We start from the raw sequence: 22,443 nt of genomic DNA on the forward strand, positions 1-22,443 counted from the left end.
ATTTACACAGTGCTCTATCTACCTTCTTTGCAAATAAAAGATATAGAAAATCAAGATTAGGACGATCCTTATGAGTGAAGAAGAAATTTTTGGCGATTCAGCTTTTCTAAGCAAAAGTAATTATGGCCTTCATCCAGAAAATACATTTGCCGGTGTAACCAGTTTTTTTCGCCGTCGTTATAGTCGTGATCTAAATGGGGTGGATGTGGCTATTACAGGGGTGCCTGTTGATACGGCAACATCTGGTCGTCCGGGCACGCGTTTTGGCCCACGCGCTATCCGCGAAGCGTCCTCCCAAATCGCATGGGAACGTCCATATGATTGGGATTTCAATATGTTCGACGAATTAGCTATGGTGGATTATGGTGATGTGTCTTTTGATCATGGGCGTCTAGAGGAGATGCCGGGAGAAATTCGTAATCATATCAAGAATATTCTGGACCAAGACACTGCAACCCTTACCTTGGGCGGAGATCATTTTATTACATATCCTGTTTTGCAAGCACATGCTGAAAAACACGGCCCTTTGTCTTTGATTCATTTTGATGCTCATTCAGATACATGGTCAAATGAAGATGAAGATGGGCGTGTGGATCATGGTACCATGTTCTATCAAGCTGCAAAGGAAGGGATCATTATTCCCGAAAAATCAGTTCAGATCGGTTTGCGCACAACCAACCCAGATACACTTGGTTTCAATATTTTGGATGCGCGTTGGGTTTCAAAGCATGGACCGGAAGCTTGTGCGGCTGAAATAAAACGTATTGTTGGAAATGATAAGGCATATATCACCTTTGATATCGATTGTCTGGACCCAGCTTTTGCGCCGGGGACTGGGACGCCCGTATTTGGTGGGGTGACATCACCGGATATGATGATCTTATTGCGTAATCTCGCGGGTGTTAATGTCGTTGGCATGGATGTGGTCGAGGTTTCCCCACCTTATGATCATGCGGATATCACAGCTTTGGCCGGTGCAACGATTGCTGCTGAGTTACTCGCAATCTATTCCTATAATAAGTTAGATAAGTAGATCGCCTGTTTAAAAGGTAAAAGTTTCGATTTCCTACTGGTTGTTTCATTTTTTTATACTATATGGAATTATTGGTTATATTGATTAAGGAGATCGAAACATGCCTTATATAAACGTGCAAATCACCAAAGGTGCTAGTCGGGATCAGAAACGAACCATTGTCAAAGAAATGACCGAAACTTTGGTGAAGACGTTAAATAAAAGTCCTGAACATATACATATTGTTCTTCAGGAAATTGAGCAAGAAGATTGGGGCTATAGTGGCATGTTGACCGATGAATGGAAGAAAAATTCGTCTAGTTCATAAAGAGAGGAAAGTTACCAAGTTAATGCTTATCTTTCTAATTTTCCAAGTTTTTGCCAAAGTTTTAGGTTTTGATCCATCGCGGATTTTGTATCGCCATTATTCATCATCTCTTTCAGGCGTTTGTTAAAAAAATCGTTCAAATAAATGCAGGGTGATTTTTTGGAAAAGGCGTTATGAATAAAGCCTTCATTGATTTTTTTGGTTAACGCAGTGAAGTCTTGTTCAAGGTCATTCACCAACAAATAAGATCGGCCAGGATATAAACCGTGTATGTAATAGTCATGTCTTTCTAAAGCAAGTAGCTTAAAGTTAGAGGCGACGCTATTCACTGGCGTAATAGATAAGTTGTTTTTGATAAATTTATCAAAATCATCTCCATATCTGTCGCCTAAATTTTTCCCACCTTGTTTACCGATTAAATCGCTCCATTCAGTAAAGTTGAAACTCCTTCCTTTCTTAACCCAAATTACAAAAGGATTGATATAAAATGGAGTGTCATTAAATGTAAGATATACTTGCCTTTCGCTTGTCCGTTTTAAGGCAACAATCATGTCTATTGTGCCATGTTCTGCTGATCTGAGTACACGTTTCCATGCTCCTACATAAGGAGTGTGAACCTTTATATCTTTTTCTTCCAGAATTTTACGAGCTATATCAATGCTTGCCCCAATGATCTGCCCTTGATGGTTCCATTGATATGGTGGGTAATTTGGATGGCCCGAAATAGTAATTTCACTGCATGAGGCTTTGACAGTTGTTGGAAAAAAGACAGAGAAGCTTAAAATGATGTTAAGCAATGATAATTGCAGAATAGATTTTAAACTATGTAGATTGCCCATCTTGCTCTACTCTTAGATTTTTTTCATTAAAGCACTTATAAGTAGAGTTTAACATAGATATGAAGTTTCGTAATATAATTTTAGTGATTAGAGTATTATTAAACTTTTTATTATCTCTATAATGTTTTTAAACTTACATAGTCATTAATTTGTATCTGAAAATTTCAGCTTATTATTTTGGAATAGATGTTATTCTCTGGGGTTCCATTGTTTCTGGGAAATGAAGTCTGTATTTTGAATATGATTTTTAGGACTCCAATCAAAGGAGTATACTTTTAAGACAGGGTTAAGAGGTTAGGACAATGACCGCACAGGCTGCAGCTACGCATAAAACATCCGTATTTACGCCGATCTTGTTTGCAGGATGTATCATCCTAATGACAGGATTTGCGATCCGTGCAAGTTTTGGCGTGTTTCAAATTCCAATTGCTGAGGAATTTGGTTGGCTTCGTTATGAGTTTTCTTTGGCGATTGCCATTCAAAATCTGGCATGGGGTATTGGGCAACCGATTTTTGGGGCGCTGGCAGAAAAATTCGGGGATATGAAAGCCATTATCCTTGGTGCAATCATCTATGCATTAGGGCTGGTTTTAAGCGCATATTCTACAACACCACTTGGACATCAATTATATGAAATCTTTGTTGGGTTTGGTATCGCAGGTACAGGTTTTGGTGTGATTTTAGCTGTGGTGGGACGCAGTGCTTCTGCAGAAAATCGTTCCCTGGCGCTTGGTATCGCAACGGCGGCAGGTTCCGCAGGTCAAGTGATTGGCCCACCAATTGCCAATGCGCTGTTACAACATATGAATTGGTCAAATGTCTTCTTGGTATTTGCTGTGGCTATTATTGCAGTATTGGTTGTGTTGCCAATGTTGCGTACGGAAAATACAGCGACCAAAGTTGAATTGGAAGAAAGTCTTGGGGAAGTGTTGGTGAAGGCATTAAGAGACCCAAGTTATGCCATGATCTTTCTTGGTTTCTTTTCTTGTGGTTTCCAATTGGCTTTTATTACGGCTCATTTCCCAGCATATGTTACAGAGGTATGCTTAGGCATTCCAACAGATAGTATATTACGTGATATTGGTATTGATAGTACTTCTGCATTAGGTGCGTTTTCTTTAGCTGTGATTGGCGTGGCCAATATTGTCGGCGCGATTGTGGCTGGGGCTTTAGGTAAAAAATATTCCAAAAAATACTTGTTGGTCACTATTTACGTCTTACGCACGATTGTCGGGGCCTTGTTTATCATTTTCCCGATGACACCTTGGTCCGTTATGATTTTCTCTGTGGCGATGGGCGCATTATGGTTGGCAACAGTACCATTAACATCTGGTTTGGTCGCTTATATCTATGGTTTGAAATATATGGGCACTTTATATGGGCTTGTTTTCCTATCACATCAACTCGGCAGTTTCATGGGCGTGTATCTAGGCGGTGTATTTTATGATGCTTATGGCACATATGATCTTGTTTGGTGGATCGGTGTTGGGGTTGGTGCTTTCTCTGCAATTATTCATTTGCCAGTGAAAGAACGACCTTTGACAATGTCTGCGGCGGCGGCTGAATAATCAGCCGCCTACCATATTTAGGCCTTTATGAAACGATCAAAAAATTTGAGACTAGGTAAGGGGAGTAACATCACCCCGAACTGGCCAAGAGCAACAAGAGCTGTGAAGTCTTCGCCCAGCGACCCAGCGGTAATTGCCAAGGTTAATGTCCAGTTTCTATATCCACAAACCAGCCCTGCATTCAGGGCTGTTTTTTTGTCCATTGGTTTGAACAGATAGCTGCTGATCGCCTGCAATGTTAGATTAAAACTAATTACTAAGATGATTAAACTTGTAATTTTTAACGGATCGTTGAGCGTTTTATTCAATAACCCATCCATCAAGGAACAGGCCATCAAACAGAGGCAGATAGTTGTCAAGGCCCCCAACTTCATATCAAGTTTTTGTTGCATTTCTGTCTGGATTAAACGTCGGTAAATATAAGCGATTACAAATGGCAGAAATAAGAAAATTAACACTCTGATGATAAATGTATGCAGATCAATATCAGGAATGACGGGTAAAAAAAGAAGCCCGGCAAGTAATAAGGAAATGGGCATTAGCAAGCTTGATATGACCACATTTTGTATAGTGAAGCCTGCATCAAGATTATTTAATTTTGCAAATGCCGGTGTTGAGAAAACGGGGCCTGCACATGCACATGCGATTAAGGCGGTTGAAAGTGTATCTGGCAATTGGGCAAGGTTGCAAAATCCCCAGACAATCGCGGGTGTAAGAAAAAGCTGCCAGACAATCAAAATACTCATACGTGTTTTTTGTTTTTCTTTTGCATGGGCAAAATCAGGATCGGGCATCCGCATGAGTGCACATAACATGACCCCAAACAAAAATGCGAAAGTATAGGGACGAATTGTATGACTCACGATTGGTACAAAAAAGCCGAGTATCATCGCTGATAACACTAGCCAAAATGCATTTTTTGCAATTTTTTCGATCATAAAATGGATAATGTCTTTCTGTTCTGAACTATAAGAAATTAAAAGGATTTTATCAGATTCTTAGTTGTAGTTGTTATTAAGTTATTCACGTCTAATCTATTTTGTAATAATTTTATTCTTGACCATTTGGTCAAGATTGTCCATTGTTAATTTAGCCGGGAGGCATATAAAAGAATTGATTGAGATAAAATCCAAAAGGAAGCCGATCAATTCCCGTGGTTAAGGGTCACTAAACGACAAGGCATAGAACTCAGAAAATGAGCCACCTTGTTTGACGCAAATAGAGTTGGAGCATCCGTAAGGATAATCTATTTGCAAATTTCATTTCCTTATCACAGGTGACGTGCCTCTCATTGAACAGGATCAAGAGAGGGCTTATTTATGAGCAAAAGATTTACTGGGTCTGCCGATGGGCGCCCAATGGATGCTGCACAGATCGAAGCAAATTTTGGTGACATTCATCCTGCGTTAAGTGAAACGCAGGCAATGGCGGAAAGTTCCCGTTGTTTATATTGTTATGATGCACCTTGTGTGACAGCTTGTCCCACATCCATCGATATTCCAAAATTCATTCATCAGATCAGCACTGGCAATATCACTGGTTCCGCAAAGACGATCTTATCATCTAACATTATGGGAGGGACCTGCGCGCGTGTCTGCCCGACAGAAGTGTTATGTGAAGGATCCTGTGTGAAAAATGCGACGGGTGAGGAACCTGTAAAAATCGGTCAACTACAACGTCATGCAGTTGATGGTTTAATGGAAATGAATGTGCCACATCCATTCTTCAGAGCCGCCTCCACAGGTAAGAAAATAGCTGTTATTGGGGCTGGTCCTGCTGGTTTATCCTGTGCGCATCGTTCTGCAATGGCGGGGCATGATGTAACTGTATTTGAAGCAAAGCCAAAAGCAGGCGGGCTTAATGAATATGGTCTGGCCGCTTATAAAATGGTTGATGATTTTGCCCAAAGAGAAGTTGATTTTCTTCTAGAAATAGGTGGTATCTCAATTGAGTATGGGAAAGCTTTGGGGGGTGCTATTAGCCTTGAAAGTTTGAAAGCTGAATTTGATGCTGTCTTTATTGGTGTTGGCCTTGGTGACGTGAACGCGCTTGGTCTAGAAGGTGAAGACAAAAAAGGCGTTGAAAGTGCGATTAACTTTATCGAGGATTTACGTCAGGCTGACAAGAAAACGGATGTGAATGTCGGTGACAATGTTGTTGTGATTGGCGGTGGTAATACGGCGATCGATGCTGCTGTTCAAGCTAAACGCCTAGGCGCATCTGATGTGACTTTGGTGTATCGTCGCGGCGCAGAACAAATGACAGCCACTGAATGGGAACAAGATTTAGCGCAAGTAAATGGCGTTAATATCCGCCTATGGTCAAAACCTGTCGGTATTAAAGGTAATGGCAAAGTCGAAGGAATGTCCTTTGAGCGTACAATGGTTGATGGTGGCAAACTGGTTGGTACGGGTAAAACTTATGAGTTGCCTGCGGATCAAGTTTTAAAGGCGATCGGTCAAGTTCTGGAAGCTGGCCCACTTGCAGGCCTTGAAATTGATGGCGGTAAAATTAAGGTTGGTGACGATTATCAAACTTCTATCTCTGGCGTGTTTGCGGGTGGTGATTGTATCAAAACTGGCGAAGACTTAACTGTTCAATCTGTAGATGACGGGGCGAAAGCGGCTGAAGCTATGACCCGCTTCCTAAACGCGTAAGAAGGAGTAGGAATAATGGCTGATTTACGTTGTAAAATTGGTGGCGTTGAAAGTATCAACCCGTTTTGGCTAGCGTCTGCACCCCCAACGGATAAGAAATATAATGTTGTGCGAGCCTTTGAAGCAGGCTGGGGTGGTGTTGTCTGGAAGACATTAGGTATTGATCCGCCTGTGGTTAATATGTCCAGTCGCTATGGCGCCCATCATGATAGTAACCGTGGTGTGCTCGGGATCAATAATATTGAGTTGATTACAGACCGTCCGTTGGAAGTGAATCTTCAGGAAATCCGCGAGGTTCGTGAAGAATGGCCGGATCGTGTGATCATTGGGTCCATGATGGCACCTGTTGAGGAAAATGCATGGAAAACGCTTGCTGTAAAAATTGCTGAATCCGGTGTGCAAGGCCTTGAACTTAATCTTGGTTGTCCTCATGGTATGTGTGAACGTGGTATGGGCTCAGCGATTGGTCAGGTACCTGAAATGGTTGAAAATGTAACGCGTTGGGTGAAAGAGGTTGTAGATATTCCTGTCTTTACCAAATTGACCCCAAATATTACGGATATTCTAGTACCTGCAGAGGCTGCCTATCATGGTAATGCTGATGCTGTTTCTTTAATTAACACAGTTAACTCTATTGTCAGCGTTGATCTGGATGCTATGGCACCAACACCGACTGTTGATGGTAAAGGCTCACATGGTGGGTATTGTGGTTCTGCCGTGAAACCGATCGCTTTAAATATGGTGGGTGAAATTGCCCGCAATCCGGAAACGCGTGATCTTGAAATGTCAGCGATTGGTGGGGTGAGCAACTGGCGTGATGCAGCTGAATTCATTGCGCTTGGTGCAAGTGGTGTTCAGGTTTGTACAGCTGCTATGTTGTTTGGTTTCCGGATCGTAGAGGACATGATCGATGGTTTATCCAACTGGATGGATGAAAAAGGGTATCAATCAATTGATGATTTCCGTGGGATGGCGACACCAAATACGGTGAACTGGAACGACCTGAATATGAATTATGACATTAAGGCCGTCATTAATAAGGATGAATGTATTGAATGTGGTCGTTGTCATATTGCTTGTGAGGATACATCACATCAGGCCATCACCAAGGTCGCAAAACCAGGTGGTGGTAATGAATATACGGTGATAGATGATGAATGCGTCGGCTGTAACCTATGTCTGCATGTTTGTCCGGTACAGGATTGTATCACGATGAAACGTGTAGATGATGGTCAATCACATCTGACATGGCCGGAACATCCGTTAAATCCAATGCGTTTAGCTGCCGAATAAAAGGGGGATATATTCATGAATGTCATCGCAAAACATCGCAATTTGAGTATCAGTGGGAATCGTCTTTGGCAAAGTTTGATGGATATGGCCAAGATCGGTGCCACAGAAAAAGGCGGCGTTTGCCGTCTTGCCCTGACCGATATCGATAAAGAAGGCCGTGATCTTTTTATCCAATGGTGTAAGGATGCTGGATGTTCTATTCGCATTGATAAAATGGGGAATATCTTTGCGCGCCGTGAAGGCCGTAATCCTGACCTAAAACCGATCATGACAGGTAGTCATTTAGACAGTCAGCCAACGGGAGGACGATTTGACGGAGTCTATGGCGTGTTAGCTGGCCTCGAAGTTGTACGTGCCCTGAATGATGCGGATTACGAGACAGAGGCACCAATTGAAGTTGCCGTCTGGACCAATGAAGAAGGGTCACGTTTTGCCCCTGCAATGGTTTCGTCAGGTGTATTTGCCAAGGTATTCGATCTTGAATATGGGTTAAGTCGTGCGGATAGCGATGGCAAAACCATGGGCGAAGAATTGGAGCGCATTGGTTATGCTGGCCCAGATGAGCCAAATATCGATGGTCATCCAGTGGGCGCATATTTTGAAGCCCATATTGAACAAGGACCGATCCTTGAAGATGAAGAAAAGACGATTGGTGTCGTAACTGACGCCCAGGGACAGCGTTGGTATGAAATCACCCTGACCGGGGTGGAGGCGCATGCGGGGCCTACACCTATGCATTTGCGCAAAGATGCATTATTAGGCGCGTCCCGTATTGTTGAGGCTGTTAATCGGATTGGTATGAAAAATCAACCTTTCGCCTGTGCGACAGTTGGTATGCTCGAAAATTATCCAAATTCGCGAAATGTGATCCCGGGTAAGGTCTTTTTGACTGTTGATTTCCGCCATCCGGATGATGAAGTTCTGGCTAAGATGGATAAGGAATTACGCGAAGCTGTGGACGAAATCACCAAAGGCATCGGCCTTGAAATGGATTTCGAACAAATTTGGTATTATGCACCGATCAAGTTTGAAGATTCATGTGTGCAAGCAGTTCGCGATGGGGTGGAATTAGGTGGATATTCTAATCGTGATATGGTTTCAGGTGCTGGCCATGATGCATGTTATTTATCCAAGGTAACGCCAACAGGCATGATCTTTATTCCATGTGTTGATGGTATTAGTCATAACGAAGTGGAAGATGCGACACCAGAATGGTGTGAGGCGGGCGGGCAGGTACTGCTGCAAGCCATGGTCACCAAGGCTGATGAAACTGTTTTAAGTTCTTAATGTGAGCTTTTCGACCAACAATCTCATGTAGATTGTTACTCTCTGACTTGGCTGGCCTCCGCGGGCCAGCCATTTTCTTTATTTACGATCCCAATGGATTTGTTCTTGTCGATATGAGGCTGATACAAAGCTGTCATGATATTGATATCTATTGGTGATACCGTTTGGTATATCCCAAGTCGCTTCTGATCCTTCATATATTGTTAAAAAATCTCCCTTAATTAACTCCACATATTCACCCATTTTGAAAGTTAATTTTGCGCTACCGTCTTGGACATATAGAGAGACGGTTTTATCATAGGCATGATGAAAAACAGGGTCATTGCAGCTCCAAGTTTCCCAATTTTGAATTTTGCGAATGGTGTCTTTAGTCGCAATACTATGACGAAAACTTTTAGTCATTTACCTTACTTTCTAGTGCTTTATGATATTTGATATCTTCTGGTGCTAATGGTGGTTTACCAAGGATCATATCAGCGGCTTTTTCTGCGATCATATAAACGCAAGCATTGATATTGGCGCTGGGAACGGCAGGGATTACAGATGCATCTATGATACGTAATCCATTTAGTCCCTTATATTTTAGTTCTAAATCTACCACTGCACGTGGATCATCTTCTTCTCCCATACGGGTAGTGCCACAAGGGTGATAGGCCGAAGAAGCATCTTCACGGATAAATTCATCAAGCTCTTTATCAGTCTGGATATGTGTTCCGGGTAAATCTTCACGCTGATGATACGGTTTGAAAGCCGATTGTGAGAGGACTTCACGCCCCATCTTCAATCCTTCTCGCATTTCATACCAGTCGCGATCAGTAGCTAAATAATTAGGGTCGATCAATGGTGCGTCGTTAGGATTACTTGATGCTAATCGAACTCTACCACGGCTTTCTGGGCGCATGGGGCCAGCCCCAAGACGATAACCATTTTTATTTGGGTTTGGTATCCAGTTTTCACCGAAGAAAACAGGAAAGAAGTGGAATTGGATATTGGGATGGCTGACATCTTCATTCGTGCGTAAAAAGGCACCTACATGGCATTGGTTAACCGAAGCGACACCTTTTTTGAGGCCAAACCATTGCATGCCAGCCCATAACATCAAATGGGGTTTTAGATATTTGTTTAATGACACAGGTTGATCTGTTTCCACCTGGATATGGGCTTCTAGGTGATCGTGTAGATTTTCACCTAACATGGGGGCGTGATGTTTCACGTCGATGCCAATTTGTTTGAGGTGATCTTCCGGACCTAAGCCTGATAACATCAGAATTTGTGGTGTTCCAAAAACACCAGCAGCCATTATGACTTCTCGTTTGGCCTTTACTGTCACGATTTGATTATTCTTGGCATATTCAACGCCAACCACTTGATCTTTTTCTACTAGGACCCTCAAGACTTTTGCATCTGAGGTAATATCTAAGTTGTCACGTTTAGGTTGGTTGTGAATATATGATCTGGCAGAGCTGCTACGATAGCCATTTTTAACGGACATCTCAAATCGGCTGACACCTTCTTGCATATAACCATTTACATCTTGGCTAAGTTTATGTCCCGCTTGTTGTCCGGCTTCTAAAAATGCAGCGTTAAGCGGATTTAAATCCTCCTGCAATTGGATGCCAACCATGCCGTCATTACCACGAAAGTCATTTTCGTTTTTACCGTCACGCTGTTCGAATTTTTTAAAATAGGGAAGGCAATCTTTGAAAGACCAACCATGACAATTTTCTTTTTCTGCCCAATGGTCATAATCAAGTGGATTACCACGCAAAAAAGTCATTCCATTGATGGAAGAGGACCCACCAAGCACTTTGCCACGTGGTTGATCAATCTCACGATTGTTTAAGTGTGACTGGGGCGTTGTTTTAAACCAGTAGTTATATTTACTTGTTGGCTTAAATGCTGATCTTAAACCTGCTGGCATTTGAATGATCCAGCTTCTATCATCTCCACCATGTTCAAGTAATAATACTGAATATTTCTCATCTTCACTGAGGCGATGGGCAAGCACACATCCAGCGGTACCTGCGCCAACAATGATATAGTCATATGATTTTGATTTCATTAGAGGTAATCTTCTTCAAATTCACAATTTGTGAGGGGGACAGCACCATTTTTTGTAATGAGTACTGGTTGTTCCAGTTTTACACCTTCCGGTCCGCCAACAGGGCCTACATAGCTTTCAACGCAAACGCACATACCTTCCTCAAAATGACCTGAATACTGCCAAGTTTCATGATCTTCTGGGTAATAAATGACTGGATATTCTACACCAAATCCGATGCCATGAATTTGTTCTGCATAGCGATTTGGGACATAGATATCATGCATCTTCCATGATTTCTCGCTGAATTCCTGATAAGATAAACCCGGTTTTAATAATTCCATATTATGCATCAATTGTTCATGTGCATGGGCATAGAGTAGCCTTTGATCATCCGTCGGTTTTTTATCCCCCACAACAAAGGCGCGGGTTTGATCACAGAAAACACCATCTGGCCCAATGAGATCACTGTCAAATACCAGCATCTCTCCGTTTTCAATGATTTTATCTGAAGATTCCGTAAACCATGGATTTGTATGATGACCGGATGATAGAAGTCTGGTTTCCTGATATTCTCCGCCATGCTCGATATTATATTGGTTCATTAATGAAAGTAGGTAGTTTTCGGTAACACCGGGTTCTGTTTTACTCCGCATAAACGAAATCGCATCCGTGCAAATCTGCATAGATTGACGGATAGAAGCTATCTCTTCTGCGGACTTAATGGAACGCGCATGTTCCATAGGCGCTTTTGCATCAGCTAATTTGATATTGTGTTTCTGTAGAACTAAAAGCGGAAGTAGGTCAGCGCGATCTATGCCTAATGTCGCATTAGGTCCACAAGTTTGATGCAAAAGATCGATGATTTCCATGGCCCATTTTTCGGCATGTTCTTCTGCGCGATGACCTGATCCAAAGTAATCCCAACTTTTTGCAGGGCGTGCTTCATCAATCGTTTCTAGGTTATCTGATAGATGTAAGGCGCCACCATAGTCGAAAAGTACAACTGGACCTTCAACAGGTACAAATACATAACGCGCTAGATGATGAGACGTCCAAACCTGCATATTTCGACATCCCGTCGCATAACGTAAGTTCAGAGGATCAAATAATACAGCTGCATCTATGTTGAATTCTTGTAGCAACTTACGGGTACGTTCAAGGCGGTAGCCACGCATCTTAACCTGATCTATTTCCATTTTGGTCACCATCTTATTAAAGGCCTTTATTCATTATAGGGAGTATAACCTCTTGTTTGACAGAATGACTTAAATGGAATTAGATGGTTAAATCAAACGAAATTACCTTAACTATTAATTAAATAAAATTGAACTATGAAACAAGCATTGGATCTAGAGCTAATTCGTACATTTGTGACTGTGCTGGAAGAGGGCGGTTTAAAACTTGCAGCAAGTAAATTACATAAGACACCGTCGGCCGTAAGCATGCAGATTAAACGCTTGGAAGAAGCTTTAGGGCAGAGGGTGCTTGAGCGCAGTAACCAAGGTTTATCGCTCACCTTCGCAGGGGAGAAATTGAAGAGAAAAGGGCAGAAGCTTCTAGCTTTGAATTATGAATTGCTTGGGGAAATGGCAGAGGCGGATATAGAGGGGCAACTTCGCTTTGGATCTCCTGCAGATTATACCCCTACGATTTTACAAAAATTGATTCCGATCTTTCAACGGGAATTTCCTAATGTATCTCCATCAATTATTTTAGAACCCAGTCGTGCGTTGCGTGCGCGTGTTGAGGCAGGTGATCTTGATCTGGCGATTGTAGCAAGTGAACCCCATAGGGAAACAGGGCATTTGTTATGGTCAGAAGAGGTCGCATGGTATGGCAATGCTGTCACGCCTGAAGGTAATCCGCGATACGGTATTTTGGCGACGAATTGTGTTTTAAGGGAGAGATCAACCCGTGAAATTGAATTGTTGGGTGGCGAGCATATGATTGCACTTGAGGCCGCTACTGTTGATTCATTGCGAGAGGCAGTGGAAGCTGGGTTTTGTCAGTCATTTTTACCAAGTTCGAGCTCTCATGGGTTAGATAGATCTGAAACTATGGTAGACTTTAAGCCAATGAACTTACAATTCTCATTAATCTTCGGTTCAACTTTTGATAAAGACAATGCTGATCGTATCTCATCGCGTTTACATCAGGCATTAAATGATTAATCAGAGAAGGCTGTTAAAGGCCAACCCCACGTAATATGATTTCTGTCACCTGAGATTTAGCTGTTTCGAATTCTTCGTCGGTTAATGATTTGTTATCATTCAATATTTCAATCTGAGCGTTGAAATCGGCGTAATGTTGTGTCGTTGCCCAAATCATATACATCAAACTACGAGGGTCGACTCTGGCAATTTTTTCTTCATTGATCCATTTATCAATGACGATAATGCGACTTTCCAGCCATTCTTTAACATTTTTACCAATGTAATCACTGGTGAATTGCGCCCCACGGATCATTTCATTGGCCCATATACGAGACCCCAATGGGCGTTGTCGTGATAAATCCATTTTTGCGTGGATATAGCCTGTTAAAGCTTCACGTGGGTCATTTGATTGGTCAAATAGATCAGCGGAATGAAGCCATGAATCACAAATATCTTCAATGACACGACGATAGAGCTTTTCTTTGGTTGGGAAATAATAATGCAAATTGGCTTTTGGAATTTTTGCTTCTTGGGCAATTTTCGCAGTGGTTGATCCCTTAAATCCAAATTCCGCAAAGACGCGCTCGGCTGCATTTAAAATTTGCTGTTCATTCTCACGTCGAATTGCCTGTTTGTGGCCTGCATTTTCTTCTTTATTTGTAATGGTTTTTTGAAGTGGCATTTTTTATCCAGAAACTAGTGATCTTTTAATATGCTTTTATCTTGACCATTTGGTCAAGAAGGAATAATCTAATATTACGTAAATTCCAGTGATTTGAGAAAGGTTCGATAAACGACCTCCTTATTGTTGGTAATATTAATACCCGAAGCTATCAGTAATGAAAATAAGATAGATAGGGGTGACAGGGAAACAGATAAGTAAGGGGCTTTCTAGCGATACATGTATGGTTAGGTAGCGCGGGATTTCTACCTAATCAAAGAATTTGAAACATTGAACGGTATAGGCATATGCGTCCGTTCACGCAATCTTTGTAAACAAATTCTAAAATAAATAAGAAAACGTAATCATAATCGTTCACCTGTATCGTATTTGATAAGCGCCTCTTGTCGCAGAGGGGCGTTTTGCTATGCCATTAAAAAAGACGCAAAAAAAGATGATAAGCTGTGTTTTGACGCAGCGATCTGCATATGCGCCCTCTCAACATATGACAACTAATTTCCTGAAGATTTTAAATCGGGAATGTAGAACTGGGGGACGATAAATGTCGATATTACGCGGTGGCTTGATTCAAATGGGATTAAAGGCCGATACAGATAAATCACCTGAAGAAATCCGTCAGGCTATGATTGAAGCGCATATTCCTTATATTGAGGAAGCAGGGCAAAAAGGTGTGCAGGTGCTTTGCTTTCAAGAAGTCTTTACCCAACCATATTTCTGTCCGAGCCAAGACAAAGAAATGGTATGATGCCGCAGAATATATTCCGGATGGTCCAACCACACAATTGATGCAGGAATATGCCAAAAAATACCAGATGGTTATTGTTGTGCCTATCTATGAAGAGGCAATGCCGGGTGTCTATTACAATACCGCAGCCGTAATTGATGCAGACGGCAGTTATCTAGGGAAATATCGTAAAACACATATTCCGCAAGTTGCAGGTTTCTGGGAGAAATTTTTCTTCAAGCCTGGTGGGTCTGATTGGCCTGTATTTGATACACAATATTGTAAGCTAGGTGTTTACATCTGTTATGACCGCCATTTCCCCGAAGGATGGCGTGCGTTGGCGCTTAACGGGGCAGAATATATCGTCAATCCATCTGCAACTGTTGCTGGCGTCTCTGAATATTTATGGAAATTGGAACAACCTGCTTCTGCTGTGGCGAATGGTTGCTTCATTGGTGCAACCAATCGTGTTGGGCGCGAAGCACCATGGGATATTGGTGAGTTTTATGGTCAAAGCTATTTTGTAAATCCGCGTGGTGAAATTGAAAAAGAAGCAAGCCGTGATCAGGATGAGTTGATTATTCATGATATGGATATGTCTATGGTGCGCGAAATTCGCAGCAACTGGCAGTTTTTCCGTGATCGTCGTCCAGATACATATGGCCCACTCACTAGAATTGAGTGAGGCAAATTTTAGATTTTGAGAGTCAGATAAAAAATACAAGCTCTCTTGCCCGATGCATCGGCGGGTATATTTGGGTTCCGATGTACATAAGGTGAATTGCGCGAATTAAACAGGGGCGTGGTTTTCCTATCGCAGTCTGGGAGAAAAACATGACTGATAATACAATATCGGGCGGTGGTGATTATACCACAGTAGATGCCCAAACAGAGGGGGTCGACCTTGATCTTTGGAATGAGGATCAGGCACCAACTACCGCTGAAACTAGAACTTGGGACTGGAAAGCGATTTCTGCTCTTTGGGTGGGAATGGTTGTTTGTGTACCAACCTATATGCTGGCATCATATTTGATCGGTGCAGGCATGTCTTGGAAAGAAGCTGTCACAACAATTTTATTGGCAAATGTAATCGTGCTTATTCCAATGGTGCTGGTTGGGCATGCCGGAGCAAAATACGGTATTCCTTTCCCGGTTTTACTTCGTTCCTCCTTCGGGCCAATTGGGGCGAAAATACCCGCGGTCGCACGTGGCATCGTTGCCTGTGGCTGGTTTGGTATTCAAACATGGGTTGGTGGGTCAGCGATTTACGTGATCCTGAATACCTTATTTGGTGGTGCTTTAGCAGCTGATCCACTCCCAATTCTTGGTATTAATATATTCCAGTTTATATGCTTCCTTGCTTTCTGGGGCTTGCATATCTGGTTTATCAAGAATGGTACAGAATCCATTCGTTGGCTTGAAACATATGCGGCTCCATTCCTGTTGCTAATGGGATTGGCGCTTTTGGCGTGGGCTTATGTAAATGCTGGCAGTTTCGGTGAAATGCTATCGACACCAAGTCAGTTTGATGTAGGGCAACCAAAAGAAGGACAATTCTGGTCTGTCTTCTGGCCAAGCCTAACAGGTATGGTAGGCTTCTGGGCTACATTGGCATTGAATATCCCTGATTTCACTCGTTATGCGAAAAGTCAAAAAGATCAATTTGTTGGTCAAGCTATCGGCCTTCCAATTCCAATGGCTTTATTTGCCTTTATCGCATCTGCGGTAACATCCGCAACAGTTGTGATTTTTGGTGAGCCCATATGGGACCCAATTGCTTTGACAGAACGTATGGGTGGTTTTGCTATCATTATTGCTCTGGTTGCGCTGGTTATTGCTACATTGACCACAAACCTTGCGGCTAATGTTGTCGCGCCTGCGCATGGTTTCTCTAATTTGTCGCCGTCAACAATCTCCTTGAAAAAGGGCGGTTATATAACAGCGGCAATTGGTTTGATTATGTTCCCGTGGATTTTAATCAATCATATCATTGGCTGGTTGATTGCCTATTCAGCATTACTAGGTCCAATCGCGGGTATTATGCTCGCGGATTATTATCTTCTTCGTAAACAGGATCTAAAAGTAGCGGACTTGTTTAAAAGTAACGGTATTTATTCTGCCAGCAACGGTTGGAACTGGGCCGGTATACTTGCGTTAATCATTGGTATCTTGCCAAATCTTCCAGGTTTCTTGGCAAGTGTTGGATTGTCAGATGGTGCAAGTGCCTTCTTCATGACGCTTTATACTTATGCGTGGTTTGTCGGCTTGTTCGTTGCAGGTGCTGCATATCTCGTATTGGCAAAGGTGATGAATAAATAAAACCAAGTTGTTTATGCCTCGGTCGGTCTTCTGGCCGAGGTGTAGGCGATTTCAAATAATAAGATGAGGTTTGAGCCTCAATTTAAGTTCAGGAGTTGAATAATATGTCTATCTTAATCAAAGGCGGTACAGTGGTAACAGCGGAGCAGGAAATGCGCGCTGATGTGTATTGTGAAGATGGCGTCATTAAGGCTGTCGGTGAAAATCTGGAAGCTCCTGCTGATGCGGAAGTGGTTGATGCTGGTGGTCAATATGTGATGCCTGGTGGTATCGATCCGCATACTCATATGCAATTACCGTTTATGGGAACGGTTGCATCCGAAGATTTTGAAACAGGTACTGCGGCTGCGATGGCTGGTGGTACAACAATGATTATTGATTTTGTAATTCCAAACCCACAACAACGTATTATGGAAGCATGGAATACTTGGAATGAATGGGCAGAGAAATCTTGTGCTGATTATTCTTTCCATGTGGCAATTACATGGTGGGATGAAAGCGTACATGCAGATATGGGCACTTTGGTGAATGAGCATGGCGTGAATAGTTTCAAACATTTTATGGCGTATAAAAACGCAATTATGGCAGATGATGAAGTGCTTTATAATAGCTTTACACGTGCATTAGAGCTTGGCGCGATCCCGACCTGTCATGCGGAAAATGGGGAGCTTGTCTTCCAATTACAACGCAAATTGATGGATATGGGAATGACGGGACCAGAAGCGCATCCTCTATCCCGTCCACCTGCTGCGGAAGGGGAGGCTGCCAACCGGGCGATCCGTCTTGCTGAAGTTATTGGTGTGCCTATTTATCTGGTACATGTATCGACTAAAGACGCATTGGATGAAATTTCCCGTGCAAGAAGTGAAGGACACCGTGTGTTTGGTGAGGTTCTCGCTGGTCATTTGGTGTTGGATGACAGTGTGTATCAACATCCGGATTTTGATACGGCTGCTGCACATGTAATGTCTCCGCCATTCCGTCCAAAAGGGCATCAGGAAGCTTTATGGAAAGGTTTACAATCTGGAAATCTGCAAACAACTGCAACGGATCATTGTTGTTTCTGCGCAGATCAAAAAGCTGCTGGTAAGGATGACTTTACTAAAATCCCGAATGGTACGGCCGGCGTAGAAGATCGCATGGCTGTTATCTGGAATGAAGGTGTGAATACAGGGCGTATGACCCCAAGTGAATTTGTTGCACTGACATCAACGAATACAGCAAAGATTTTCAATATCCACCCACGTAAAGGCACGATCGCAGTCGGTGCCGACGCGGATATTGTCGTCTGGGACCCTGCAGGTACGAAAACAATTTCTGCAAAGACACATCATCAACGTATTGATTTCAATATTTTTGAAGGTATGGAAGTGAAAGGTATCCCATCTCACACTATCAGTCAGGGTGTTGTAACCTATAAAGAAGGTGATTTGCGTGCGGTTCGTGGGGCGGGTCGTTACGTGAAACGCCCTGCATTCCAGCCTATGTTCCATGCGTTGGAAAAAATTGCCAAGGCAAATGTGCCAACACCTGTAAAGCGCTAAGATTAACTATATAATACTAAATTAGGAAGTCGGATGATTGGAAAATTATCCGGCTTTTTCTTTGTGCTTATAATGGGTTAATGTATAATTCGTAGAGTAATGATATGGGTAGGGTATGGAAAAAATATGCCGAAATTTGCTGCGAATTTGACGATGATGTTTAATGAATATGCGTTTCTTGATCGATTTGCTGCTGCAAGGAATGCGGGCTTTCAAGCTGTTGAATTTCTATTCCCTTATGATTACCCGAAAGATGAAGTTGCTGATGCTTTGCAACATTCTGGATTAGAGTTGTCTTTATTTAATGTTTATGCAGGAGATTGGCAGGCGGGGGAACGTGGATTAGCTGGTATTCCTTCTGAAAGGGGGCGTTTTATCGAAGCTCTTGATCAGGCTATGGATTATGCAACGGCTCTAAAATGTGAAAAATTGCATGTGATGGCAGGTTTAGTTTCTAGAAATGCCACCATGGAAGAGCAAGATAAATGCTTGGTTTCCAATTTGAAATATGCCGCTGAAATTGCCCGTGAAGTAGATATAACTTTACTTATTGAACCTTTAAATAACCGTGATGTACCTGGCTATTTTTTACAATATTCTTCACAAGCCAGAGATATTTTGAGAAAAGTAGATGCTTCAAACGTAAAATATCAACTAGATATATATCACTTACAAATTATGGAAGGCGATTTGGAGAGGCATATATTGGGGTTGGCTGATATCACAGGGCATATTCAAATTGCGAATGTACCCATGCGAAGTGAACCAGATCATGGTGAGATCAATTATAACTATATTTTCGACCTTATAGATCAGTCAGGATATGAAGGCTTTGTGGGATGTGAATATAAGCCGCTTGGAAAAACTGAAGATGGCCTCGAATGGTTATCTTCCTATATTTACTAAGAAAAATAGTAATTCAATGTTTATCAATAGTAGTATAATTAGATTGAGTTCTATCTTGTTAGCGGGATTTGCTTTGTTATATTAACCCCTAAGATTATTAAGGGGTTATTATGGCAGTTTGGGGTGAGCCTGAAGGGTGGCTCTACGAATATTTTGATTTAGATGAGCCTGTTGAAACCTTTACAGGTTTTGAGCCGATGGTCGAATTATATCGAAGCAAGCTTAACGGTCGTTTGATGCCAAGCTGGTCTGATTTTGATGTCTTTGATTTCAAAGGCTGGCTCGGAAAAGTGAATGTAATCGATATCACGCAAGACCCTCTGGATTTCAAATATCGGATACATGCGACCGAAGCTGTGGATTTGGTCAAAGAAGATTTCACCAATAAAACCCATCGGGAACTATCTGATCGTAATACCTTATCTGATGAGGATATGAAGTTCTATGAAATGGTAGTTAAAGAACGTAAAATTGCACGATCCTCTGGCATGTTCCCTTATGAAAATATCCGTAAACGCAAGGTAACTTTTCTTGAATTTCCACTCTCAGATGATGGTGGGAAAACAGTGACCCAACAGATTGAGTTTTTCTTTATTTTTTAATTAGTTAAAACAAATTCGGCTGTTCTGCTTCTTTGGCGAATATATACCCTTCTATTTCCAATAGTTTCTTCTTGATCTCAATACCACCTGCATAGCCGGTAAGGGATCCATCACTGCCTATAATACGATGGCAAGGGACAATGATTGAGATCGCATTTGCCCCATTGGCATTGGCCACGGCCCGAATGGCTTTTTCATCACCTAACCGACGAGATAATTCTAGATAACTTAAGGTTTCCCCATATCTGGTCGCCAAGAGCCCATCCCAAACGGATTTCTGAAAATCCGATCCGGCAAGCAGAAGAGGGATCGTAAATTCTTTTGTTTGTCCCTCAAAAAACGCGTTCAACTCTTGTTTTGTTTGCTTCAAAACCGGAACATCTTTTGCCGTTTCATAGTCAGCTTTCAAATATTTCTTTAACCGATTATCCACCGCATCCCGTTTCTTGCGATCATGCCAATCACAGAGGCAAAGCTTGCCCTCATAGCTCCCCAGTATAATCCGCCCAAAGTCGGTCTCAAAAATTTCAGTTAGGATATTGGTCATTTTTTCAATCAATTATATATAGTTTGGTTGATCAATTAATACTTATTATGAGATTATATAATCAAGGATTTTTGCTGAAATTCCATCTCTTATGGTTCGCGTAACTTTCCTCACATCTTTAAAGTAATGGGCTTTTTTAAGAAGTTGATCTTCAAAGAGATCGTAGTCAATCAAACTTTTATCTTTATCTGATAGTTGTAGGATTTGTCTTTTGAGCTCTCGGGAAATTACTTCACGTATTTCGTTTACGTGTAATTCCGTAAATTCAACATGCGCATCAAACCGAGAAAAAATAGGATCTCCTAAATGTTGTTTTACTTCTTGTAAGTTTTGATAATTTGATGTGCAAATAATAACTGCCTTCTCTACATCTACATTATAATTTTGATCTTCGTAAATCCCTTCATCAAATAGTTGGTAGAACGCGCTGTGAAATGTTGAATGCGCTTTATCAAATTCGTCAAGAAGTATAACATTTGCCTCTCGATCTAATATTTCCTTTGCAAAGCTTTTTTCTCCGTGTTTGCCTCCAAATAAGTAAGAAAGAAACTCGTTACTATGATACATGGAAAACTGTTTTCTAAATAGGTTTCCTTCTAGAGTCTTTGCTAGTATTTTTGCAGTTTCAGTTTTTCCTACTCCAGAAGGCCCGTAAAATAGGATTACGTTTGGTTTCTTTATTTCCATTCGCGCTTGAGGAATCAACGATTTCAAAATACTTCTTTTCGCTTCTAATTGACCGACAATTTGGTTTTTGAGACTTTGTTCCAATTCTTTGATAAAGCAAGTGTTTACGGTTTTGTAGTCATGGCGAATGTATTCATGTTCTGATGAGCTTGCCTTTATCTTAACTTCAAGAACTAATGGTGGATTATGAAGATAAATTTTTTTAATATTTATATCTGAAAAAAAGGCCTCAAAGTTCATTAAAGCATGTTCTCTCACACTCATATATTCGTCAGAGTAGGCAACAAGGTTATCGATATTTATTGGCTCGGATTCTATTCTGTCTTGGCCCTCCACTTGTACGGTAAATCTATTCCTTCTTTCATCAACAAGACGAACGATTTCAGATAAAGAACTTATTGTGTTGTTGCAGACGTTTTCTGACTCGAGAAATTGATCAAAGGCAGATTTTGGTCCATTGAATATAACTGTATGAGGAATCATTCTATCCCCGCCAATACTACGTCAAACAAATCAACGTGATCATTCGATAAATGTTTGTCACTAGTTATTAGAGTTTCACCTGATACCTCTTGATCTTGAAAACTTATCGAAAATTCGTGCTTTATGTTTAGAGAATGTAAATCAATGGTTCCCACTTTTACTAGGTATAATTTAAGCTTCATTCGAGTGAGATCCATCAAATTATAGTTATTTCTGAAAGCATTGATATTGAAGCGAACTACTCGGTCTGTATCGTTTTTTAGTGTTAGTTCATAATATCCTTTACTCTTTTCAAGGACTTCATCTAGCATAGTTATATCAACGTCTTGATGGTCTATTTTCAACATTTTTGTATATGGGGTATACATTTTCATGTATGAAATAGAGTTTTGATATGCTTGTAGATTGCAATTATTTACTTTTGTAATTGAATTATCTTTGTTTGCTTTCTCAAGATACTCACTCAATACCGAGTTCGATATTGTGGTGTTTACTAATGTTTCCCCTAAAGCGCTGACTCCCCCTTTTGTTGAGAGTGAAAGATCTGTTTTTATAAATGGTGCTAAGGCTTTGAAAATTACGCCATCATTTACATCAATTTCTAGTTTAGCACTTCCCGACACTTCCTTTTGTTTCTTTTTTTCTGTTGTTTGAGATAAATTTCCGCCGTTCGAAATATCAAGATAGTCAATTGCGGAACCCTCGTCGAAATAAACAATTTTAAGCATACTCATCCTTTTTGATAGAGGTGTTTTATCTACATATTGA

At 41.4% G+C, this 22,443-nt stretch carries 22 protein-coding genes; 13 read left to right on the forward strand and 9 right to left on the reverse strand.

Annotated elements, in window-relative coordinates; all coding sequences use genetic code 11:
* Positions 1-70 precede the first annotated feature (70 nt).
* The gene (gene speB, locus E1160_RS06485) at positions 71-1,033 is read left to right on the forward strand and encodes an agmatinase (RefSeq protein WP_155154195.1); all 963 of its coding nucleotides are present in this window, start codon (positions 71-73) and stop codon (positions 1,031-1,033) included.
* A gap of 100 nt (positions 1,034-1,133) precedes the next feature.
* Positions 1,134-1,340, forward strand: a complete 207-nt coding sequence (locus E1160_RS06490; RefSeq protein WP_155154196.1) for a tautomerase family protein — start codon at positions 1,134-1,136, stop codon at positions 1,338-1,340.
* Between the two features lie 26 nt (positions 1,341-1,366).
* Here E1160_RS06490 and E1160_RS06495 read toward each other — a convergent pair whose 3' ends face one another.
* Complete coding sequence (locus tag E1160_RS06495) at positions 1,367-2,179, reverse strand: substrate-binding periplasmic protein (RefSeq protein WP_155154197.1); 813 nt, start codon at positions 2,177-2,179, stop codon at positions 1,367-1,369.
* A 302-nt stretch (positions 2,180-2,481) separates the two neighbouring features.
* Between E1160_RS06495 and E1160_RS06500 the strand changes: the two genes are divergently transcribed.
* Complete coding sequence (locus tag E1160_RS06500; RefSeq protein ID WP_155154198.1) at positions 2,482-3,747, forward strand: MFS transporter; 1,266 nt, start codon at positions 2,482-2,484, stop codon at positions 3,745-3,747.
* Positions 3,748-3,764: 17 nt separating this feature from the next.
* Here E1160_RS06500 and E1160_RS06505 read toward each other — a convergent pair whose 3' ends face one another.
* Positions 3,765-4,685 (reverse strand): hypothetical protein, encoded by a 921-nt coding sequence (locus E1160_RS06505; protein ID WP_155154199.1) that lies wholly within the window; start codon positions 4,683-4,685, stop codon positions 3,765-3,767.
* 381 nt (positions 4,686-5,066) lie between these two features.
* Here E1160_RS06505 and E1160_RS06510 point away from each other — a divergent pair, with 381 nt between their 5' ends.
* From E1160_RS06510 to E1160_RS06520, 3 genes are read left to right on the forward strand one after another with little or no spacing between them, the layout of a single operon-like run.
* Positions 5,067-6,404, forward strand: coding sequence for an NAD(P)-dependent oxidoreductase (locus E1160_RS06510; protein WP_155154200.1), 1,338 nt, complete (start codon positions 5,067-5,069; stop codon positions 6,402-6,404).
* A 15-nt stretch (positions 6,405-6,419) separates the two neighbouring features.
* The gene (preA, locus tag E1160_RS06515; protein WP_155154201.1) at positions 6,420-7,697 is read left to right on the forward strand and encodes an NAD-dependent dihydropyrimidine dehydrogenase subunit PreA; all 1,278 of its coding nucleotides are present in this window, start codon (positions 6,420-6,422) and stop codon (positions 7,695-7,697) included.
* 15 nt (positions 7,698-7,712) lie between these two features.
* A complete protein-coding gene (locus tag E1160_RS06520; RefSeq protein WP_155154202.1) occupies positions 7,713-8,984 on the forward strand; it encodes a Zn-dependent hydrolase in 1,272 nt (423 codons plus the stop codon).
* 78 nt (positions 8,985-9,062) lie between these two features.
* Here E1160_RS06520 and E1160_RS06525 read toward each other — a convergent pair whose 3' ends face one another.
* Genes E1160_RS06525 through E1160_RS06535 form a run of 3 tightly spaced genes read right to left on the reverse strand, consistent with a single transcriptional unit; the run spans position 9,063 to position 12,224 of the window.
* Entirely contained in the window at positions 9,063-9,386 is a 324-nt protein-coding gene (locus E1160_RS06525) for a cupin domain-containing protein (protein WP_155154203.1), read from the reverse strand.
* Positions 9,379-11,046: a choline dehydrogenase gene (locus E1160_RS06530; RefSeq protein ID WP_155154204.1), complete on the reverse strand. Its 1,668-nt coding sequence runs from the start codon at positions 11,044-11,046 to the stop codon at positions 9,379-9,381. Before E1160_RS06530 ends, E1160_RS06525 begins: the two co-directional genes overlap by 8 nt.
* Positions 11,046-12,224, reverse strand: coding sequence for a M24 family metallopeptidase (locus E1160_RS06535; protein WP_218048751.1), 1,179 nt, complete (start codon positions 12,222-12,224; stop codon positions 11,046-11,048). The genes E1160_RS06530 and E1160_RS06535 overlap by 1 nt, the downstream gene beginning before the upstream one ends.
* 135 nt (positions 12,225-12,359) lie before the next feature.
* Between E1160_RS06535 and E1160_RS06540 the strand changes: the two genes are divergently transcribed.
* Positions 12,360-13,199 carry a LysR family transcriptional regulator gene (locus tag E1160_RS06540; RefSeq protein ID WP_155154206.1) on the forward strand — a complete coding sequence of 280 codons (840 nt, stop codon included), beginning with the start codon at positions 12,360-12,362 and terminating at the stop codon, positions 13,197-13,199.
* A 13-nt stretch (positions 13,200-13,212) separates the two neighbouring features.
* Here E1160_RS06540 and E1160_RS06545 read toward each other — a convergent pair whose 3' ends face one another.
* Complete coding sequence (locus E1160_RS06545; protein ID WP_155154207.1) at positions 13,213-13,863, reverse strand: TetR/AcrR family transcriptional regulator; 651 nt, start codon at positions 13,861-13,863, stop codon at positions 13,213-13,215.
* A gap of 541 nt (positions 13,864-14,404) precedes the next feature.
* Here E1160_RS06545 and E1160_RS17245 point away from each other — a divergent pair.
* The 6 genes from E1160_RS17245 (at position 14,405) to E1160_RS06570 (ending at position 19,958) form a co-directional block, all read left to right on the forward strand.
* On the forward strand, positions 14,405-14,608 hold the full coding sequence (locus E1160_RS17245) for a carbon-nitrogen hydrolase family protein (RefSeq protein WP_235914061.1): 204 nt from the start codon (positions 14,405-14,407) through the stop codon (positions 14,606-14,608).
* Positions 14,532-15,272 (forward strand): nitrilase-related carbon-nitrogen hydrolase, encoded by a 741-nt coding sequence (locus tag E1160_RS06550; RefSeq protein ID WP_328597131.1) that lies wholly within the window; start codon positions 14,532-14,534, stop codon positions 15,270-15,272. Before E1160_RS17245 ends, E1160_RS06550 begins: the two co-directional genes overlap by 77 nt.
* Before the next feature lie 149 nt (positions 15,273-15,421).
* Positions 15,422-16,906 carry an NCS1 family nucleobase:cation symporter-1 gene (locus tag E1160_RS06555; RefSeq protein WP_155154208.1) on the forward strand — a complete coding sequence of 495 codons (1,485 nt, stop codon included), beginning with the start codon at positions 15,422-15,424 and terminating at the stop codon, positions 16,904-16,906.
* Positions 16,907-17,010: 104 nt separating this feature from the next.
* Positions 17,011-18,450 (forward strand): dihydropyrimidinase, encoded by a 1,440-nt coding sequence (gene hydA / locus E1160_RS06560; protein WP_155154209.1) that lies wholly within the window; start codon positions 17,011-17,013, stop codon positions 18,448-18,450.
* A 126-nt stretch (positions 18,451-18,576) separates the two neighbouring features.
* Positions 18,577-19,356, forward strand: coding sequence for a 2-oxo-tetronate isomerase (gene otnI, locus E1160_RS06565; protein ID WP_155154210.1), 780 nt, complete (start codon positions 18,577-18,579; stop codon positions 19,354-19,356).
* Between the two features lie 110 nt (positions 19,357-19,466).
* The gene (locus E1160_RS06570) at positions 19,467-19,958 is read left to right on the forward strand and encodes a PAS domain-containing protein (RefSeq protein ID WP_155154211.1); all 492 of its coding nucleotides are present in this window, start codon (positions 19,467-19,469) and stop codon (positions 19,956-19,958) included.
* A 4-nt stretch (positions 19,959-19,962) separates the two neighbouring features.
* Here E1160_RS06570 and E1160_RS06575 read toward each other — a convergent pair whose 3' ends face one another.
* The 3 genes from E1160_RS06575 to E1160_RS06585 all read right to left on the reverse strand — a co-directional run.
* Positions 19,963-20,505: a methylated-DNA--[protein]-cysteine S-methyltransferase gene (locus E1160_RS06575; protein ID WP_155154212.1), complete on the reverse strand. Its 543-nt coding sequence runs from the start codon at positions 20,503-20,505 to the stop codon at positions 19,963-19,965.
* 45 nt (positions 20,506-20,550) lie between these two features.
* Positions 20,551-21,675, reverse strand: a complete 1,125-nt coding sequence (locus E1160_RS06580; RefSeq protein WP_155154213.1) for an AAA family ATPase — start codon at positions 21,673-21,675, stop codon at positions 20,551-20,553.
* Positions 21,672-22,443, reverse strand: a 772-nt coding sequence (locus tag E1160_RS06585) for a DUF6414 family protein (protein ID WP_218048752.1), incomplete at its 5' end; no start/stop codon positions are given. The genes E1160_RS06585 and E1160_RS06580, both read right to left, overlap by 4 nt.

Origin of the sequence: Curvivirga aplysinae (assembly GCF_009711445.1) — a bacterium.
In the GTDB taxonomy this organism is placed as follows: Bacteria; Pseudomonadota; Alphaproteobacteria; order UBA8366; family Aestuariispiraceae; genus Curvivirga; species Curvivirga aplysinae.

What these genes read in the sequence shown, in the direction of transcription:
- E1160_RS06545 (WP_155154207.1), bottom strand. Translation starts at nt 13,863, where the DNA reads ATGCCACTTCAAAAAACCATTACAAATAAAGAAGAAAATGCAGGCCAC.
- preA (WP_155154201.1), top strand. Translation starts at nt 6,420, where the DNA reads ATGGCTGATTTACGTTGTAAAATTGGTGGCGTTGAAAGTATCAACCCG.
- E1160_RS06505 (WP_155154199.1), bottom strand. Translation starts at nt 4,685, where the DNA reads ATGATCGAAAAAATTGCAAAAAATGCATTTTGGCTAGTGTTATCAGCG.
- E1160_RS06540 (WP_155154206.1), top strand. Translation starts at nt 12,360, where the DNA reads ATGAAACAAGCATTGGATCTAGAGCTAATTCGTACATTTGTGACTGTG.
- E1160_RS06575 (WP_155154212.1), bottom strand. Translation starts at nt 20,505, where the DNA reads ATGACCAATATCCTAACTGAAATTTTTGAGACCGACTTTGGGCGGATT.
- E1160_RS06500 (WP_155154198.1), top strand. Translation starts at nt 2,482, where the DNA reads ATGACCGCACAGGCTGCAGCTACGCATAAAACATCCGTATTTACGCCG.
- E1160_RS06535 (WP_218048751.1), bottom strand. Translation starts at nt 12,224, where the DNA reads ATGGAAATAGATCAGGTTAAGATGCGTGGCTACCGCCTTGAACGTACC.
- E1160_RS06495 (WP_155154197.1), bottom strand. Translation starts at nt 2,179, where the DNA reads ATGGGCAATCTACATAGTTTAAAATCTATTCTGCAATTATCATTGCTT.
- E1160_RS06525 (WP_155154203.1), bottom strand. Translation starts at nt 9,386, where the DNA reads ATGACTAAAAGTTTTCGTCATAGTATTGCGACTAAAGACACCATTCGC.
- E1160_RS06555 (WP_155154208.1), top strand. Translation starts at nt 15,422, where the DNA reads ATGACTGATAATACAATATCGGGCGGTGGTGATTATACCACAGTAGAT.
- E1160_RS17245 (WP_235914061.1), top strand. Translation starts at nt 14,405, where the DNA reads ATGTCGATATTACGCGGTGGCTTGATTCAAATGGGATTAAAGGCCGAT.
- speB (WP_155154195.1), top strand. Translation starts at nt 71, where the DNA reads ATGAGTGAAGAAGAAATTTTTGGCGATTCAGCTTTTCTAAGCAAAAGT.
- E1160_RS06490 (WP_155154196.1), top strand. Translation starts at nt 1,134, where the DNA reads ATGCCTTATATAAACGTGCAAATCACCAAAGGTGCTAGTCGGGATCAG.
- E1160_RS06530 (WP_155154204.1), bottom strand. Translation starts at nt 11,046, where the DNA reads ATGAAATCAAAATCATATGACTATATCATTGTTGGCGCAGGTACCGCT.
- hydA (WP_155154209.1), top strand. Translation starts at nt 17,011, where the DNA reads ATGTCTATCTTAATCAAAGGCGGTACAGTGGTAACAGCGGAGCAGGAA.
- E1160_RS06520 (WP_155154202.1), top strand. Translation starts at nt 7,713, where the DNA reads ATGAATGTCATCGCAAAACATCGCAATTTGAGTATCAGTGGGAATCGT.
- otnI (WP_155154210.1), top strand. Translation starts at nt 18,577, where the DNA reads ATGCCGAAATTTGCTGCGAATTTGACGATGATGTTTAATGAATATGCG.
- E1160_RS06580 (WP_155154213.1), bottom strand. Translation starts at nt 21,675, where the DNA reads ATGATTCCTCATACAGTTATATTCAATGGACCAAAATCTGCCTTTGAT.
- E1160_RS06510 (WP_155154200.1), top strand. Translation starts at nt 5,067, where the DNA reads ATGAGCAAAAGATTTACTGGGTCTGCCGATGGGCGCCCAATGGATGCT.
- E1160_RS06570 (WP_155154211.1), top strand. Translation starts at nt 19,467, where the DNA reads ATGGCAGTTTGGGGTGAGCCTGAAGGGTGGCTCTACGAATATTTTGAT.